Below are 15,504 nucleotides of genomic sequence, written 5' to 3' on the forward strand. Positions count from 1 at the left end.
GGGATGGTTGGGGATTAAAGGGGAAAGTTGGGAATCTTTGTGGAGAGATTACCCTCGTGGCCGATTTGCCGCAGTTTAGCGTGCCTCACAAGCCACAAAATCCCGCCCCAGACGCGCGAGCGGAACCATACCGGAAAATCTCCGGGTATTTTCAAACTATTGATTTTAGGTGCTAATTTTGAGAATGAGCGGGAGCGTCCCCAAACATCCCGAGTATTGACCACAGGCTTCCCGCCGCATCCCCGGACCCGCCGTGTCCCTCGAACAAGGTCGCATCGGCGATCAGCACCGCGCTTCCCTCGCCGATGGCACACACTGACACGAGCCCCTCGTACCGGAGCTCACAATCCGCAGAATCCCCGCCTGCAGGCGCGCGCTTCACGAAACTGCCGCCCAAGGCCACCGGGAGCGTGCCCTCGCCGATCCGCACCTGCCGTTCCGCCTCATCCCCGGATTTTCCCGGTTGAAGCTCAAGCCCCCAGCGGGCCTCGATCGGGCCGGTCACCGCGATCGCCTGAGGGTTGCGCGGATCGCCCAGCGCGAAGTGCGGTTCGCTGACCAGCATGGGGTCCGCCACCAGCAGCACCTGCCCGCCCTCGCGCACCCATGTGTCGAGCGCGACATTCTCCGCCGGGGTCAGCGCACGCGGCTGGATCAGCAGCAGGATATCGGTGCCCTCCAGACCTGCCGCGTCGATCGTGTCGAGGGGGTGGAGCGTATTGCGTGCTTCCAGTTCGGTCCGCAGCCAGTGCGGCTGATCCTGCCCTGCGTTCGAGAGCGCGTCGGCCACGCTGGCCTGCGGCGCGCGATAGATGGGCAGCGAGGTCAGCAGGCCGAAGCGCTTCCCCTCGACGTCGGGCGATGCCTGCGATGTCCCCGCGCATCCCGCGCCCGAGAGGCCTATCGCCAGCAGAGCGCCCAGCCCCAGGCCCCAGCCACGCCTACTCAACCGGCACGCCCTCGCCCGTTTCGGGCAGGACCGGACCTTCTGGCACCGGCTCGTCTTCCGCCTTTTCGGGAAGATCGGGGACGACGCCCGCATCGCTTAACGGATCGCGGGCGGCCTGGGTCGCGCTCGGCTCCACCGTGGGGGCGGCCTGCGGAACTGCGGTCTCCTCGTTTTGCAAGGCGCGCGTCATGATGACATGCGCGATGCTGACCGCGACAATCACCGCAAGAATCCCGCCGAGCCCGGCCCGCAGACGCTGCATCACCTCGGAATCGAGCTGCGCGCCTCTGGCGTCCTGAGCGTCCTTGCGCTGGCTGTCGGGGATCAGTGCCATGTCGGAGAGAGTAGGCCGCTGTCGCGCCGCGTCAATCGACCGCAGGCCGGTCGGCCAGCCAGTCGAACACCGGCAAGCCTTTCGCGCGCAGCCACTCGGCATCGAAGATCGTGGAGAGATAGCGGAAGCCGCTATCGCACAGGATCGTCGCCACCCGCGGGTTCTCGCGCCCTTCTGCGACCAACTGCTTGCCGAGGGCAACCGCGCCCGCAACATTGATGCCGGACGAGAGGCCGAGGCACAGCCCCTCTTCCTTGAGCAGGCGGGCAACCCATGCCAGCCCGTCTTCATCCGAGATGCGGAACTGCGTGTCGACCGGTGCCCCGTCGAGATTGGCAGTGATCCGCCCCTGCCCGATCCCCTCGGCCACCGACGATCCCTCCGATGAAAGCTCGCCGTGGGCGTAGTAGTTGTAGAGCGCCGCCCCGTGCGGATCGGTCAGCGCGATGCGGATATTGTCGTCCTGCGCCTTCAGCCCCAGGCCGACGCCCGCGATCGTGCCGCCGGTGCCTGCCGCGCAGGTGAACCCGTCGACCCGGCCCTGCAACTGCGCCCAGATTTCGGGAGCAGTACTTTCGATATGCGCCTTGCGGTTGGCGGTATTGTCGAACTGGTTGGCCCACACCGCCCCCTCGGTCTCTTCGGCGAGGCGGCGCGAGGTGTGGACGAAGTGCCCGGGATTGGCGAACTTGGTCGGCGGGACCAGCACCAGTTCGGCCCCCAGCGCGCGCAGCGTGTCCATCTTCTCGCGCGCCTGGTTGTCGGGCATGACGATGATGGTCTTGTAGCCGAGCGCGTTGGCGACCAGCGCGATACCGATGCCGGTATTGCCCGCCGTCCCCTCGACCACGGTGCCGCCGGGCTTGAGGACGCCGCGCGCTTCGGCATCGCGGATGATCCACAGCGCCGCGCGGTCCTTCACCGATCCGCCGGGATTGGCGAACTCGCACTTGCCGTAGATATCGCAACCCGCCTCCGCGCTCGGCCCTTCGAGCCGGACGAGCGGGGTGTTGCCAATGAGGTCGAGCGCCCTGCCGAGCGGGCGGGACGGAAGCGGAGCGTCAGCGTTCATGCGCCTTGTCTAGCTCTTATGGGGCAGCGCCAGCAACCGGGATAAACTATCCTGCAGGCAAACAGGCCTTGGCTTGCGATCAATCCTCGGGGGCGATTTGCACCTTCAGCCCGTCGAGTTCGGAAGTGAAATCGATCTGGCACGACAGGCGCGAGGTTTCGACCCGGTGATCGCTGCTTTCGAGCAGGTCGTCCTCGTCCTCGCTCATCGGCGGAAGCTTCGCGGTGTGGGCCGGGTCGACGTGCACATGGCAGGTGGCGCAGGAACAGCAGCCGCCGCACAGCGCCAGCAGCTCGTCGAAACCGTTATCGCGGATCGCTTCCATCACGGTCAGGCCGTCCTCGACCTCGATCGTGCGTTCGGTTCCGCTGCGGTCCACCACGGTAAGCTTGGGCATCGAGTGTCCTTTTCATCGCATCGACCGGAGCATCGGCCGACCATTGACGCGGCTGCTAAAAGCTGCGTTTCGGATTGGCAAGCAAAGGCGGCCCATGGAGGCAGGAGGCATGGGCCTCAGCGCAAGGCAGATCAGGCACGGGCTGGACACGGTCGCAGCGGACGATCCCCGCGTAGCGCGCGCGCTGGAGATCGCCGGCTATCCCGAACCACGCATCCGCGAACGCGGGCATCGCACCTTGCTGCGCACGATCGTCGGCCAGCAGGTCAGCGTGGCGGCGGCGGACAGCGTCTGGGCCAAGCTCGAAGCGGAAATCGGCAGCGACATGCCCCCCGAACGGATCATAGAGGCGGACTTCGACGCACTGCGCGCTTGCGGCCTGTCACGCCAGAAGCAGGGTTATGCGCGCTCCCTGTGCGAACTTGTCGCGGCGGGCGAGCTTAATCTCGACAACCTGCCCCAAGACGACGAAGCGGCCATTGCCGAGCTGACGAAGATCAAGGGGATCGGCCGCTGGTCTGCCGAAATCTACCTTCTGTTTGCCGAGGGACGTCCCGATATCTGGCCCGCCGGCGACCTCGCGGTGCAGAAGGCCACCGGCAAGATCGTCGGCCTGGAGGGCGCGCCGAGCGAGAAGGAGACCCGCGCAATTGCAGAGGACTGGCGCCCGCACCGCGGCGCGATGGCAGTCTTCACATGGCACGCCTATTACGTGCCGACCCTCTGACCGGCACGTCGCGGCACGGCTCCTTGCGTCCAATCTTCTTTGGCCGGTGGAAAGGTTCGTTTACAAGGTGGTGTGCCAACCTGGAGGAGAGGTATCATGATTCCGTCTCGCAAGCTTGCCCTGTCGATCGGTTGCGCGCTCGCCACGCTCACGCTAGCCGCCGTGCCAACCACCGCCCATACGGATGACAGCATGACCGCCACCACCCCCGCCACTTCCGCCCCGCTGATCCCGCGTGACGCGCTGTTCGGCAACCCGACCCGCGCCGCCGGGCAGATCAGCCCCGACGGCAAGTGGCTGTCGTGGCTCGCGCCGTCGAACGGCGTGCTCAATGTCTGGATGGCCCCCGCCGACAATCCAGACTCGGCGAAGGTGATGACCAGCGCGACCGAGCGCCCGATCCGCGAGTATTTCTGGGCCCCCGACAGCCAGAGCCTGCTCTACATTCAGGACAAGGGCGGCGACGAGAACTTCCTGCTCTACGGAATCGATGTCGAAACCGGGGCGGAAACCACGCTGACGCCGTTCGAGAACACGCGGGTGATGCTCGTCGGCGGATCGAACGAGATCAAAGACAAGATCCTCGTCGGGCTCAACAACCGCAATCCGCAATATCACGACGTCCACCTGCTCGACCTCAACACCGGCGAGCTGACGCAGGTGATCGAGAACGACAGCTATGCGGGCTTCGTCGCGGACGACAATCTCGACGTGCGCGTTGCGCTGCGCCCCAATGCCGGCGGCGGGATGGATTTCTTCAAGGTCGTGGACAACGAAGTGGAGGCAGAGCCCTTCGCTTCCACCGACCTCGCGGATGCACTGACCACCAGCCCGGCCGGGTTCACCCATGACGGCAAGACGCTGTATTGGCTCGACAGCCGAGGCCGCAACACCGCCGCGCTGGTCGCGATGGACTTCGACACCGGCGAAACGCGCGTGATTGCGGAGAACGACAAGGCCGATATCGGCGGCACGATCCGCGATCAGGAGACCGGCGAAGTCGAGGCCTATTCGGTCTATTACCTCAAGCGCGAATGGACCGCGAACGATCCCGAGATCGAAGCGGCACTGAATTTCCTCGACGAGAACCTCGAAGGCGAGTTCGGCATCGGTTCGCGCACCGACGACGACCGCAAGTGGATCGTCGGAAACGACCCGGTCACCGGGCCCAGCGCCAGCTACCTGTTCGATCGCGATGCGGGCACGTTGACCAGGCTCTACGTCACCCGGCCCGAGCTGGAAGGCGCACCGCTCCAACCGATGTACCCGGTCGAGATCGAGAGCCGCGACGGCCTCACCCTGCCCAGCTACCTGACCCTGCCGCCCGGCAGCGACAGCGACGCCGACGGCGTGCCGGACAAGCCTGTGCCGATGGTCCTGCTGGTCCACGGCGGCCCGTGGGCGCGCGACGGTTACGGCTATAACGGCTACCACCAGTGGCTCGCCAACCGCGGCTATGCCGTGCTTTCGACCAATTTCCGTGGCTCGACCGGCTTCGGGAAGGACTTCATCTCCGCGGGCAACCTCGAATGGGGCCGCAAGATGCACGACGACCTGATCGACGCGGTCAACTGGGCGGTGAAGCGCGGTGTCACCTCGCAGGACACGGTCGCGATAATGGGCGGCTCCTACGGCGGCTACGCCACCCTCGCCGGGCTCACCTTCACGCCCGAGGAATTCGCCTGCGGCGTCGACATCGTCGGCCCGTCCAACCTCGAGACGCTGCTTTCGACTATTCCGCCCTACTGGGCTCCGGTCGTCGCGCAGTTCCACGAACGGATGGGCAACCCCAACACCGAAGAGGGTCTTGCGCTGCTCAAGGAACGCAGTCCGCTCTATTCGGCGGACAAGATCATCAAGCCGCTGCTGATCGGCCAAGGTGCCAACGATCCGCGCGTGAACCAGGCGGAAAGCGACCAGATCGTCGGCGCGATGAAGGACAACGACATTCCGGTCACCTACGTGCTGTTCCCCGACGAAGGGCACGGCTTCGCGCGGCCGGTGAACAACATCGCCTTCAACGCGATTACGGAGAACTTCCTCGCCACCTGCCTCGGCGGGCGCGCCGAACCGATGGGCGAAACCGTGGAAGCCTCGACCGCGCAGATCGTGGAAGGTGCCGACTTCGTACAGGGCCTTGCCGAGGCAGTGTCCGACGAATGAGTGCACGCAAGGCCATCTTCGTTACCGGTGGCGCGTCGGGTATCGGGCGCGCCATCGCACAACGGTTTGCCAAGGGCGGCTGGTTCGTCGGACTCGGCGATATCGACGAACAGGGGATGGTGAAAACCCAGCACCTGATCGGGCTCGGCTTCAGCTTCGCGCACAGGTTCGACGTGCGCGACCGTGAGGCGTGGGACGAAGCGCTCGACGCCTTTTCGATGGCTGCAGGCGGGCGGATCGACGTGGTAGCCAACAATGCCGGCATTCCGCTGGGCGGCACGCTCGAACAGAACAGCGTCGCCGAGATCGAGCGCTGCCTCGACATCAACCTGAAGGGCGTGCTGTTCGGTGCGCAGGCCGCGCTGCCGCACTTGAAGAAGACCGCGCCGGGATCGTGTCTGCTCAACACCGCGAGTGCGGCGGGCATTTACGGCACCAGCGGCGCGAGCGTTTATTCGGCCACCAAGTTCGGCGTGCGCGCGATCACCGAAAGTCTCGACGGCGAATGGGCCGAACATGGGATCAACGTGCGCTCGATCATGCCCGGCTTCATCGAGACCCCGCTGATCGATCAGGTGCCCAACGCGCAGTCCAATGAAGCAATCAGGGACCGCGTGCTGGCCGCCGGACTGGAAATCACCCCGGTTGAGGAGGTTGGTGAAGCGGCATGGGCGGCGGTGCACGGAGACAGGCTGCACACGATGGTGGGCAAGACCGCCAGGCGCGCCGCGTTCGCCGCGCGTTGGATGCCCGGCAAAATGCGCAAGATCGCCCGCTCGCGCGCGGGCGGGCCGATGGGCGGCAACTGACCGAAGGAGGCCGCCCTCCGACCGATTAGAGCGCGTCGATCGCCTTCGCCATCTTCACATCGCGGAGCGAAAGGCCGTCCGCATCGTGCGTCGTCAGGGCGATTTCGACCGTGTTGTAAACGTTCGACCATTCGGGGTGATGATCATGCTTTTCAGCCAGCAGGGCGACGCGGCCCATGAATCCCCAGGCTTCGCTGAAATCTTCGAATTTGAAGGTCCGCTCGATCGCCTCGCGGCCATCGGCCATTTTCCAGCCGTCGAGCGCGGCCAGCCAGGTCGTGCGTTCTTCTTCGCTCAGTTTTTCGACCGTCATGGGCTTTCCTTTCGCGTCGCGTGATATTGCCGTGACGCGTCCCCTCGCCTAACCCGCCCAGCCATGCAAGCCCGCCTCTTCGCCAAGGATCTCGCCTGCCGCCGCGGCGAGCGGCTGCTGTTTCGCAAGCTGTCGCTCGACCTTGGGCCGGGCAGCGCGCTCCAGCTGCTTGGCCCGAATGGCATCGGCAAGACCAGCCTGCTGCGCATTCTAGCTGGGCTGGCACAGCCCTTCGCGGGGACCGTGGAGCATGGCGGCGAGATCGGCCTGATCGATGGCAAGCATGCCCTCGATCCCGATCGCACGCTGGCGCAGACGCTGAGCTTCTGGGCCCGGCTCGACGGGTGCAAGACACCGGCGGAGGCGATGGAGCGTCTCGGCATCGACATGCTGGGCGACATTCCCGTTGGCTATCTCTCGACCGGGCAGAAGCAGCGCGCCGCCCTCGCCCGGCTGCTGCTGCGCCCGCGACCGATCTGGCTGCTCGACGAGCCCTTCGCCGGGCTCGATGCAGCTTCCCAGTCGCTGCTGACCGAATTGATCAGCGAGCATTGCGAAACAGGCGGCCTGTGCCTGTTCGTGTCCCACCAGCCGGTCGATCTGTCCGCGCAGACGCTCGACCTTGCGGATTACGCGGCATGAAGGCTTTCGCGATCCTGCTGCGCCGCGACCTCGCGATCCTGCTGCCCGGCGGCGCAAGAGGCTCTGCCTTCCTGCCGCTGATCTTCTTCCTGCTGGTGGCGGTCCTGTTCCCCTTTGCGGTCGGGCCAGCACCGAGCCTGCTCGCCCGGACCGGCGGCGGCGTATTATGGATCGCCGCGCTGCTCGCCAGCATCTTGCCTCTCGACCGGCTGGTGGCAGCAGACCGGGATGCCGGCATGTTCGACCAGCTGCGCCTTCGCGGCGTGAGTGAGGAGGTGGCGATGACCGCGCGGCTGCTGGCGCACTGGCTCAGCTTTGGTCCGCTGATGATCCTCGCCTGCCTGCCGGGTGCCGCACTGCTTTCGCTGAGCGGCAACACCCTGGGGCGCCTGATGCTGAGCCTGCTCGCGGGCACCCCCGGCCTTGCCGCCATTGGCCTGATGACTGCCGCCCTGCTCGCGAGTCTTCGTGGCGGCACCGCACTCGCCGGACTCATGCTCGCGCCGCTCGCGGTGCCGCTGGTAATTTTCGGCGCAGGACACCTCGCGCGCGATGACATCTCCGGCGCGCTGTTCGCCGCAGCCTTCAGTCTGGTCCTGTGCGCCATCGCCCCATTTGCCGCAGCTGCGGCCATCAGGGCTGCGCGGGATTAGGAGTAAGGCGGCTTGTCGCGGCCCGTCGGGCTCAGCGTGAAGATCTCCACCCCGTCCTCGGTAATGGCAAGCGAGTGCTCGAACTGCGCGGAGAGCGACTTGTCGCGGCTCACTGCGGTCCATCCGTCGCCCAGCACTTTCGCCCACGGCTTGCCTGCATTCAGCATCGGCTCGATGGTGAAGAACATGCCGGGCTTGAGTTCGGGGCCGGTGCCCGCAACACCCACATGGACCACCTCGGGCGCATCGTGGAACAGCCGCCCGAGCCCGTGGCCGCAGAATTCGCGGACCACGCCGTAGCGATGCTGCTTGGCAAGCGTCTCGATCGCGGCGCCGATATCGCCGAGCCGCGCGCCGGGCTTGCTGGCCGCCTCGATCCCGATCATCAGCGCCTCGTGCGTCACCTCGACCAGCTTCTTCGCCTTGAGCGGCGGATCGCCGGCGAAGAACATACGGCTGGTATCGCCGTGCCAGCCGTCGAGCAGCGGGGTCACGTCGATATTGAGGATGTCGCCATCCTTCAGCGTCTTCTCGCTCGGGATGCCGTGACAGATGACGTGATTGATCGAGATGCAGCAACTGTGGGTGTAACCGCGATAGCCGAGCGTGGCGGGAACCGCGCCTGCATCCAGCATCATGCCGCGCACCGCATCGTCGATGCTCGCGGTGGTAACGCCGGGCCGGACGAACTCGGGCATCGCGTCGAGAATCTCTGCTGCCAATCGCCCGGCCTTGCGCATGCCCTCGAAAGCTTCGGGGCCGTGCAGCTTGATGGTGCCGTCGCGATAGACGTCGGAATCGGCGGTGATGGTCTGATATTCTGTCATGAGGGGTCAGATACGCACGAATCTCTGAAAATGCGAGATCAGGGGATGAAATCGTCGCGATATCGCGCCTTCACCGCCTGCCGCATCGCATCGTCTACGCTCAATTCGACCTCGTAATCGCCTTCCACATAGGGCCCGGCGACATAGGGCGCTGCATAGAGCATGATCCGGTCGAACTTCTGCCCGTTGGAGAGCAGCACCAGTTCCAGCTCTTCCAGATCGGGGCAGCGGTTGAAGGTATCGTCGCCGTCGTCCAATTCTCCTCCGCGCCGCGCCATGCGCTGGGTATCGAGTGCGTCGCAGTACCTGTCACCCAGCGCATCGCGCAGTGCGGCCCGCGATTCGAACAGCATGATCGGTTCGAGCAGGCGCTGCGAGGCCCGGTTCCACAGCACCGAGCTAAGCCCGTAATTGCCGTGCGCACCACCGAAATAGGTCGCTCCGTTCTCGATCAGGCTGAACCATTCGTCCGTCTGTCCGGCGAGCTTCCACTCGATCGTGACCATGTAGCGGTTGTAGGGGAACCCTTCCTCTCGCGCCTCTTCGCTCGCCTCTCGAGCCGCGCGCTGGAGATCGGCCTCCTCGCGATTGGCCTGTTCGTCCAGCCGGTCCTTCAGCGCCGGGACCGCGCCGAGCGCGCTCGGGTAAGAGAAGGAAAAGGCATAGAGATCGGTCTCTTCCGAGATTTCCCGGGCGGCACCGGCCTGCGCGGGCTGGTCGCCGGTTGCGGCTTCGCCATCCGGCTGCGCGGTTGCCGCGTCATCGCCTTCTACGCCGGCCTCGCGCTCGAGCTCTTCGGGAGAGGTGCAGGCGGCGAGAGCGATGCAGCTTGAAATCAGAAGCTTCGCGAAACTTCCGGTCATTTTTGTTCGAATCCCTTACAGCGACGCGAATCCGGTTGAGCCGGCGCGTCATCCTCGCCATGCTCGATACAATGACCGACACAGCTTTGATACAGGCCGATAGGGGCCAGGACGCAACCGAACTTCACCTCGTCGACGAAAGCGGCTTTGCCGAGTGGACGAAAAAGCTCAGCGACACGCAGCGCGCGATGCTGGAAGCGCAGGGATTCACCGGCAAGGGCTACGAAACCGCAATCGTCCCCGCGACCCCCGGCAACGGCGCCCAGTGGTTCGCCGTAGGCGGCGTGGCGAACCCGCAGGATCTTTCCAGCTGGTGCCTGGCGCGTCTGGCCGAAATCCTGCCTGCGGGCACCTATCGTCTGGCGCACGGGGAGCCCGGCCCGGCGCTGCACGGGTGGCAGACCGCGCAGTATAAAAACATCGCCTATCGCAGCGATGCCGAGCCTGCCGGAGCGAAGGTGCTGCTGACCAAGGACGCCAACGCGATCGAGCCCGCCATCGCCGAAGCCCAGGCCGTCAACCTGGTCCGACGGCTGGTCGACACTCCGCCCGAGGATATGGGCCCGGCAGGGCTGGAGGCGGAGGTCGAAGCGCTCGCCAAGGCGCACGACGCCAAGGTGGAAGTGACACGCGGCGACCCGCTCGAACAGAATTACCCGCTGGTCCATGCGGTGGGCCGCGCGGCCGCGCGCCATCATGCGCCCCGCCTCCTGCACCTCACCTGGAGCCCAAAGGGGGCCAAGGCCGATCTTCCAGTGGTCGCGATCGTCGGCAAGGGAGTCACATTCGATTCCGGCGGGCTCGACATCAAGTCCAGCTCCGGCATGGCCCTGATGAAGAAGGACATGGGCGGCGCCGCGCATGCGATCGCTCTCGCCAAGCTGGTGATGCAGAACGCCCTGCCGGTGCGGCTCCACCTGCTCGTCCCCGCGGTCGAGAACGCGATTTCGGGCAATGCGCTGCGTCCCGGCGATATCGTGAAGAGCCGCAAGGGCCTGACGGTCGAAATCACCAACACCGATGCCGAGGGCCGGCTGATCCTCGCCGACGCGCTGGACCGCGCGAGCGAGGAGAAGCCCGACCTGCTGATCGACTTCGCCACGCTGACCGGCGCGGCACGTGTCGCGCTGGGGCCGGAGTTTCCTGCGCTGATGACCCGGCTCGGCGAAACCGCCGATGCCCTGATCGCAGCCGGCAAGGCGCATGACGACGAGCCGTGGCGCCTGCCGCTGCCCGATGCCTATGCCGAATGGCTGGATTCGCCGCTTGCCGATTGCATCAACGCCCCGACGAACGGGTTTGCCGGGGCGAGCGTCGCTGGCCTGTTCCTCGACAAGTTCGTGGGCGACGGCATCGACTGGGCGCATTTCGACACCTACGGCTGGCGCCCGACGGCCAAACCGGGCCGCCCCAAGGGCGGCGAGGCATACGGCCTGCGCGCCAGCTGGCACATGCTGCGCCAGCGTTTCGGGGCATAAGCCAGGCTGTAGCGACGCGCCGAATGCCACGAGGTTGTCTGCAAGGCATGCTCGGGCTAAGCGCGCAGGCGATAATCATGACACTCGACACAACCCAGTGAACGCTCCTGAAACCTATTCGGTCGATATGCGCCTTCTCGGCCTGACCGGTCCTGTCGCCTGGCCCGACAAGGGCACCCTGCCGCTGCGGCGCGATCTCGCTCACATAGCGCTCGCCTCACGGTTCCTCGTGGCGCACTATGCCGTGCCATCGGTGATGCATATCGGCGCGGACCCCGCGCCGCTTGTGCGTTCGACCAGCGGCGTGGAAGACGTGCTGACGACCCTCGAGCCGGGCACCGCCTTCGAAGCGCTCGACGTCACGACCACGTGGGTCTGGGGCTGCCTCGGCCCCGACGGGCCGTCGGGCTACGTCAAGCGGTCGGCCTTCGCCTGATGGCCTGCTGAGATGGCAACGCAAGTCTTCATCGACGGTGCTGCGGGCACCACGGGGCTCGAGATTGTCGCGCGGCTGACTGCCCATCCCGAATTCGAGCCGCTGGTGCTGGACGAGGCACGTCGAAAAGATGTCGTCGCGCGACGCGAGGCGCTGAACGACACGCCTTTCGCCGTGCTATGCCTGCCCGACGACGCCGCCCGCGAAGCGGTGGCGCTGGTCGATCCGGCAAGCGGGACACGCATCGTCGATGCGTCCTCCGCACACCGCGTGGCAGACGGCTGGACCTACGGCTTTCCCGAGATCATCGGGCGCGATCGCATCGCTGGGGCCGACCGGGTCGGCAATCCGGGGTGCTACCCGACCGGCTTTCTCGGTCTGATCGCGCCGCTGGTGGGTGCCGGGCTGCTGCCCGCCGACTGGCCCTACACCGTCAATGCGGTGAGCGGCTATTCGGGCGGCGGCAAGGCCCTGATCGAGCGGTTCGAACAAGAGCCCGACATTGCCTTTCGCACCTATGGCCTCACGCTCGATCACAAGCACCTGCCCGAGATGCAAACACATGGCGGGCTCGACCATGGCGTGCTGTTCTCCCCTTCGGTCGTCCCCGCCCTGCGCGGCATGATCGTCGAGGTTCCGCTCCATCTCGGGGCGATGGCAGCCGGACCGGACGCCGCATCGCTCGAGGCCGCATTGCAGAACTTCTATTCGGGCTCTCAGGTGGTGTCGGTGGAAACCGGCGACACCCCTGCCGAAATGCTGCTGCACCGAGATGCCGCGCCTTGGGACGGGATGACCCTGCATGTGTTCGGCAATGACGAGCGCGAGACTGCACGGCTTGTCGCCCGGCTCGACAATCTGGGCAAGGGTGCGAGCGGGGCGGCGATCCAGAACCTCAACCTGATGGCGGGCTTTTCTGAAACTGCTTCGCTACAGCTGAAGCCGTTATAATCGGAACGCGCACCTCGCTCTCGACGCAACGAGCTTGCCCCTTTATCGCAGTGCAACATTCCACTACGCTTTGTGTGACAGTTCGCCGACTCGCGTCGGTTAACGCTTTTGGAGGCAGACTTTCGCGGTGAAAAAGATCGAAGCGATCATCAAACCCTTCAAGCTCGACGAAGTGAAGGAAGCGCTACACGAAGTCGGCGTATCGGGGATCACCGTGATCGAGGCCAAGGGCTTCGGTCGGCAGAAGGGCCACACGGAGCTTTACCGCGGTGCCGAATATGTCGTCGATTTTCTGCCCAAGGTGAAGCTCGAGGTCGTCGTGCCCGACGCGCTCGCCGAACGCGTAGTGGAGGCCATTTCCGGCGCGGCGCAGACCGGTCGCATCGGCGACGGCAAGATTTTCGTCTCCTCGATTGACGCCGCGCTGCGTATCCGCACCGGCGAGCGCGACGACGACGCCCTCTAAGAATTTCCCGGAATCCACGTCCAGTCACCATCGGAAAGGAGCACTATGTCAACTGCCAGCGAGATCCTCAAACAGATCAAGGAAAACGATATCGAGTGGGTCGACCTGCGGTTCACCGACCCCAAGGGCAAGTGGCAGCACCTGACCATGGTGGCCGGCATCCTCGGCGAGGACGAGCTTGAAGACGGCCTGATGTTCGACGGTTCGTCGATCGCCGGGTGGAAGGTCATCAACGAGTCCGACATGATCCTGCGGCCCGACCTCGAGCGGACCTATATCGATCCGTTCAGCGCCACGCCGATGATGATCATCTTCTGCGACATCGTGGAACCGGCAACCGGCGAATGGTACGCGCGCGACCCGCGCTCCACCGCCAAGCGCGCCGAGAACTATCTCAAGTCGACCGGTATCGGCGACACGATCTATGTCGGCCCGGAAGCCGAATTCTTCATGTTCGACGATGTGCGCTTCGAAGACGGCTATGCCGGTTCGGGCTTCCAGATCGACGATATCGAGCTGCCGACCAATTCGGGCCGCGAGTACGACGCAGGCAACATGGGCCACCGTCCGCGCGCCAAGGGCGGCTATTTCCCCGTCGCTCCGGTAGACAGCGCAGTCGACATCCGCGGCGAGATGGTCGCCACGATGATCGAAATGGGCCTCAACTGCGACAAGCACCACCACGAGGTCGCGGCCGCGCAGCACGAGCTGGGCCTGACCTTCTCGACCCTTGTCGAAACTGCCGACAACATGCAGATTTACAAGTACGTCGTGCACCAGGTCGCGCATGCCTACGGCAAGTCGGCCACCTTCATGCCCAAGCCGATCAAGGACGATAACGGCAGCGGCATGCACACGCACATGTCGATCTGGAAGAACGGCGATCCGACCTTCGCGGGCACAGGCTATGCCGGCCTGTCGGACAACTGCCTCTACTACATCGGCGGCGTCATCAAGCACGCCAAGGCGCTCAACGCCTTCACCAACCCGACGACCAACAGCTACAAGCGGCTGGTCCCGGGCTTCGAAGCACCGGTGCTGCTGGCCTACTCGGCCCGCAACCGTTCGGCCTCCTGCCGCATCCCCTATGGTGCGGGCGAGAAGGCGAAGCGCGTCGAGTTCCGTTTCCCCGATGCGATGGCCAACCCCTACCTCGCCTATTCGGCGCTGCTGATGGCGGGCCTCGACGGGATCCAGAACAAGATCCACCCGGGCGAAGCGATGGACAAGAACCTCTACGACCTGCCGCCCGCCGAACTCGCCGACGTGCCGACCGTGTGCGGTTCGCTGCGCGAAGCGCTGATGGCGCTGGAAGAGGACCACGAGTTCCTGCTGGCGGGCGACGTGTTCACCAAGGACCAGATCGAAGCCTATATCGAACTCAAGTGGGAAGAGGTCGTCCGCGTGGAGACGACCCCCGCCCCGGCCGAGTACGACATGTACTACTCCGCCTGATCGGGCGGATCAGCCATCACCAAGAGAGGGCCGCCGGAGCGATCCGGCGGCCCTTTTTCTTGCGCTTCAGTTGGGCCCCCGATTCAGCAATCCGCGCCGCGCGGTCTGCCAGAAGGCTGCGATCATCAGCGCGACAGCAAACATCGTCAGCCAGTCGAGCGGCTCCGCCGGAACGAGGAAGCCGAGATGTGCGAACAGCGCCCAACCGCCGCCGACGAAGAACACCAGGTAGAATGCCGTGGCCATCGCGTCCGCAGAGAGCGCGCGCTGCAATTCGTCAGTGTAGCGTTTCGACCGGATGCTGAGCACGCTCGCCACCGCGATCATGGCGACCGCAAGGATCGCTGCGACGCCTGCGGGGACGAAGGCAACAGAGCCCGCGACGGCCAGCAGCATCAGCGTCGCGCCCAGCAGGATCATGGCGATACCGCTCAATCGTAAGTTGGGCCGCATCTCGCGCAGTTCGTCCGCGTCTTCGACATTGAGGAACTTGGCGCCAAAGCCGGGATTGATCGCGCCGATCAGGACCATCAGCCCGGTCAGCGCGTAGAGCATGCCTACCAGCCCGGCAATTTCCCGCGACGTGCCGAGCCCATCGCTGCGGCCGAGTTCGGCGAGCTCCATGAACCCGGCTGCTCCCAATCCGCCGACGACGGCTCCGCCGAGAAGCGGAAGCACGAGACGGCGCCAGAGCGGTTTCTGCTGGATTTCGGTCGTCATTCGGATGGCTCCCAGTCGTCGATGAACAGGTCCGGCACCGCCACGGCGAACAGTTTCGCCATCCGCAATGCCAGCGGGAGGGAGGGATCGTACTTGTCGGTTTCGACCGCATTGATCGTCTGGCGTGACACGCCGAGCCGCCGGGCAAGCTCGCCCTGGCTCCAGCCCGCGCCTTCGCGGTAATGCTTCACGCGGTTCTTCACCGGCCCATTCTCCCGGCAGCCCCCTCATGGGCGCTGACAAGAGCTC

19 protein-coding genes are annotated in these 15,504 nt (G+C 65.3%); 10 read left to right on the forward strand and 9 right to left on the reverse strand.

All coding sequences use genetic code 11. The annotated features are described in order from the left end of the window. Positions 1 to 172: 172 nt before the first annotated feature. The 4 genes from ACYQ0L_RS03845 to ACYQ0L_RS03860 form a co-directional block, all read right to left on the reverse strand. A complete protein-coding gene (locus ACYQ0L_RS03845; protein WP_459787597.1) occupies positions 173 to 949 on the reverse strand; it encodes a motility-associated ABC transporter substrate-binding family protein in 777 nt (258 codons plus the stop codon). Continuing rightward, entirely contained in the window at positions 942 to 1,283 is a 342-nt protein-coding gene (locus ACYQ0L_RS03850) for a hypothetical protein (RefSeq protein WP_459787598.1), read from the reverse strand. Before ACYQ0L_RS03850 ends, ACYQ0L_RS03845 begins: the two co-directional genes overlap by 8 nt. Positions 1,284 to 1,314: 31 nt before the next feature. Continuing rightward, positions 1,315 to 2,355: a cysteine synthase A gene (locus tag ACYQ0L_RS03855; protein ID WP_459787599.1), complete on the reverse strand. Its 1,041-nt coding sequence runs from the start codon at positions 2,353 to 2,355 to the stop codon at positions 1,315 to 1,317. 79 nt (positions 2,356 to 2,434) lie between these two features. Next, a complete protein-coding gene (locus ACYQ0L_RS03860; RefSeq protein ID WP_459787600.1) occupies positions 2,435 to 2,752 on the reverse strand; it encodes a 2Fe-2S iron-sulfur cluster-binding protein in 318 nt (105 codons plus the stop codon). A 109-nt stretch (positions 2,753 to 2,861) separates the two neighbouring features. Here ACYQ0L_RS03860 and ACYQ0L_RS03865 point away from each other — a divergent pair, with 109 nt between their 5' ends. The 3 genes from ACYQ0L_RS03865 to ACYQ0L_RS03875 all read left to right on the forward strand — a co-directional run bounded on the left by ACYQ0L_RS03865 (position 2,862) and on the right by ACYQ0L_RS03875 (position 6,451). Then, positions 2,862 to 3,479 (forward strand): DNA-3-methyladenine glycosylase family protein, encoded by a 618-nt coding sequence (locus ACYQ0L_RS03865; RefSeq protein WP_459787601.1) that lies wholly within the window; start codon positions 2,862 to 2,864, stop codon positions 3,477 to 3,479. 96 nt (positions 3,480 to 3,575) lie between these two features. Further along, a complete protein-coding gene (locus ACYQ0L_RS03870; protein ID WP_459787602.1) occupies positions 3,576 to 5,642 on the forward strand; it encodes a S9 family peptidase in 2,067 nt (688 codons plus the stop codon). After that, on the forward strand, positions 5,639 to 6,451 hold the full coding sequence (locus tag ACYQ0L_RS03875) for an SDR family oxidoreductase (protein WP_459787603.1): 813 nt from the start codon (positions 5,639 to 5,641) through the stop codon (positions 6,449 to 6,451). Before ACYQ0L_RS03870 ends, ACYQ0L_RS03875 begins: the two co-directional genes overlap by 4 nt. A 25-nt stretch (positions 6,452 to 6,476) precedes the next feature. Here the strand turns inward: ACYQ0L_RS03875 and ACYQ0L_RS03880 are convergent, their stop codons facing one another. Beyond that, positions 6,477 to 6,764 carry a 4a-hydroxytetrahydrobiopterin dehydratase gene (locus ACYQ0L_RS03880; RefSeq protein WP_459787604.1) on the reverse strand — a complete coding sequence of 96 codons (288 nt, stop codon included), beginning with the start codon at positions 6,762 to 6,764 and terminating at the stop codon, positions 6,477 to 6,479. 63 nt (positions 6,765 to 6,827) lie between these two features. Between ACYQ0L_RS03880 and ccmA the strand changes: the two genes are divergently transcribed. Both ccmA and ACYQ0L_RS03890 read left to right on the forward strand, forming a co-directional pair. Further along, the gene (gene ccmA / locus ACYQ0L_RS03885; RefSeq protein ID WP_459787605.1) at positions 6,828 to 7,406 is read left to right on the forward strand and encodes a heme ABC exporter ATP-binding protein CcmA; all 579 of its coding nucleotides are present in this window, start codon (positions 6,828 to 6,830) and stop codon (positions 7,404 to 7,406) included. Continuing rightward, a complete protein-coding gene (locus tag ACYQ0L_RS03890) occupies positions 7,403 to 8,059 on the forward strand; it encodes a heme exporter protein CcmB (protein WP_459787606.1) in 657 nt (218 codons plus the stop codon). Before ccmA ends, ACYQ0L_RS03890 begins: the two co-directional genes overlap by 4 nt. Here the strand turns inward: ACYQ0L_RS03890 and map are convergent. Then, complete coding sequence (gene map, locus ACYQ0L_RS03895) at positions 8,056 to 8,886, reverse strand: type I methionyl aminopeptidase (RefSeq protein WP_459787607.1); 831 nt, start codon at positions 8,884 to 8,886, stop codon at positions 8,056 to 8,058. The genes ACYQ0L_RS03890 and map overlap by 4 nt on opposite strands. A gap of 38 nt (positions 8,887 to 8,924) precedes the next feature. Beyond that, positions 8,925 to 9,749, reverse strand: a complete 825-nt coding sequence (locus ACYQ0L_RS03900; protein ID WP_459787608.1) for a PdaC/SigV domain-containing protein — start codon at positions 9,747 to 9,749, stop codon at positions 8,925 to 8,927. Between the two features lie 71 nt (positions 9,750 to 9,820). Here ACYQ0L_RS03900 and ACYQ0L_RS03905 point away from each other — a divergent pair, with 71 nt between their 5' ends. The 5 genes from ACYQ0L_RS03905 (at position 9,821) to glnA (ending at position 14,535) form a co-directional block, all read left to right on the forward strand. Then, on the forward strand, positions 9,821 to 11,227 hold the full coding sequence (locus ACYQ0L_RS03905; protein WP_459787609.1) for a leucyl aminopeptidase family protein: 1,407 nt from the start codon (positions 9,821 to 9,823) through the stop codon (positions 11,225 to 11,227). A gap of 97 nt (positions 11,228 to 11,324) precedes the next feature. Beyond that, positions 11,325 to 11,663 carry a hypothetical protein gene (locus tag ACYQ0L_RS03910; protein WP_459787610.1) on the forward strand — a complete coding sequence of 113 codons (339 nt, stop codon included), beginning with the start codon at positions 11,325 to 11,327 and terminating at the stop codon, positions 11,661 to 11,663. Between the two features lie 12 nt (positions 11,664 to 11,675). Beyond that, the gene (gene argC / locus ACYQ0L_RS03915; protein ID WP_459787611.1) at positions 11,676 to 12,614 is read left to right on the forward strand and encodes an N-acetyl-gamma-glutamyl-phosphate reductase; all 939 of its coding nucleotides are present in this window, start codon (positions 11,676 to 11,678) and stop codon (positions 12,612 to 12,614) included. A 127-nt stretch (positions 12,615 to 12,741) separates the two neighbouring features. After that, positions 12,742 to 13,080: a P-II family nitrogen regulator gene (locus tag ACYQ0L_RS03920; protein WP_459787612.1), complete on the forward strand. Its 339-nt coding sequence runs from the start codon at positions 12,742 to 12,744 to the stop codon at positions 13,078 to 13,080. A gap of 45 nt (positions 13,081 to 13,125) precedes the next feature. Next, positions 13,126 to 14,535, forward strand: coding sequence for a type I glutamate--ammonia ligase (glnA, locus tag ACYQ0L_RS03925; protein WP_459787613.1), 1,410 nt, complete (start codon positions 13,126 to 13,128; stop codon positions 14,533 to 14,535). A gap of 66 nt (positions 14,536 to 14,601) precedes the next feature. On the opposite strand, the gene ACYQ0L_RS03930 is transcribed toward glnA, so the two are convergent. Together ACYQ0L_RS03930 and ACYQ0L_RS03935 are read right to left on the reverse strand one after the other, a co-directional pair. Next, positions 14,602 to 15,255, reverse strand: a complete 654-nt coding sequence (locus ACYQ0L_RS03930) for a hypothetical protein (protein ID WP_459787614.1) — start codon at positions 15,253 to 15,255, stop codon at positions 14,602 to 14,604. After that, the gene (locus ACYQ0L_RS03935; protein ID WP_459787615.1) at positions 15,252 to 15,458 is read right to left on the reverse strand and encodes a helix-turn-helix transcriptional regulator; all 207 of its coding nucleotides are present in this window, start codon (positions 15,456 to 15,458) and stop codon (positions 15,252 to 15,254) included. The genes ACYQ0L_RS03930 and ACYQ0L_RS03935 overlap by 4 nt, the downstream gene beginning before the upstream one ends. Between the last annotated feature and the right edge of the window lie 46 nt (positions 15,459 to 15,504).

It is taken from the genome of Alteriqipengyuania triglochinis (genome assembly GCF_054655655.1).

Excerpts from the sequence above, each read along its gene's own strand:
- ACYQ0L_RS03860 (WP_459787600.1), bottom strand. The coding sequence starts at position 2,752 with ATGCCCAAGCTTACCGTGGTGGACCGCAGCGGAACCGAACGCACGATC.
- ACYQ0L_RS03850 (WP_459787598.1), bottom strand. The coding sequence starts at position 1,283 with ATGGCACTGATCCCCGACAGCCAGCGCAAGGACGCTCAGGACGCCAGA.
- ACYQ0L_RS03870 (WP_459787602.1), top strand. The coding sequence starts at position 3,576 with ATGATTCCGTCTCGCAAGCTTGCCCTGTCGATCGGTTGCGCGCTCGCC.
- ccmA (WP_459787605.1), top strand. The coding sequence starts at position 6,828 with ATGCAAGCCCGCCTCTTCGCCAAGGATCTCGCCTGCCGCCGCGGCGAG.
- ACYQ0L_RS03865 (WP_459787601.1), top strand. The coding sequence starts at position 2,862 with ATGGGCCTCAGCGCAAGGCAGATCAGGCACGGGCTGGACACGGTCGCA.
- ACYQ0L_RS03880 (WP_459787604.1), bottom strand. The coding sequence starts at position 6,764 with ATGACGGTCGAAAAACTGAGCGAAGAAGAACGCACGACCTGGCTGGCC.
- ACYQ0L_RS03905 (WP_459787609.1), top strand. The coding sequence starts at position 9,821 with ATGACCGACACAGCTTTGATACAGGCCGATAGGGGCCAGGACGCAACC.
- ACYQ0L_RS03855 (WP_459787599.1), bottom strand. The coding sequence starts at position 2,355 with ATGAACGCTGACGCTCCGCTTCCGTCCCGCCCGCTCGGCAGGGCGCTC.
- ACYQ0L_RS03930 (WP_459787614.1), bottom strand. The coding sequence starts at position 15,255 with ATGACGACCGAAATCCAGCAGAAACCGCTCTGGCGCCGTCTCGTGCTT.
- map (WP_459787607.1), bottom strand. The coding sequence starts at position 8,886 with ATGACAGAATATCAGACCATCACCGCCGATTCCGACGTCTATCGCGAC.
- ACYQ0L_RS03875 (WP_459787603.1), top strand. The coding sequence starts at position 5,639 with ATGAGTGCACGCAAGGCCATCTTCGTTACCGGTGGCGCGTCGGGTATC.
- ACYQ0L_RS03900 (WP_459787608.1), bottom strand. The coding sequence starts at position 9,749 with ATGACCGGAAGTTTCGCGAAGCTTCTGATTTCAAGCTGCATCGCTCTC.
- glnA (WP_459787613.1), top strand. The coding sequence starts at position 13,126 with ATGTCAACTGCCAGCGAGATCCTCAAACAGATCAAGGAAAACGATATC.
- argC (WP_459787611.1), top strand. The coding sequence starts at position 11,676 with ATGGCAACGCAAGTCTTCATCGACGGTGCTGCGGGCACCACGGGGCTC.
- ACYQ0L_RS03890 (WP_459787606.1), top strand. The coding sequence starts at position 7,403 with ATGAAGGCTTTCGCGATCCTGCTGCGCCGCGACCTCGCGATCCTGCTG.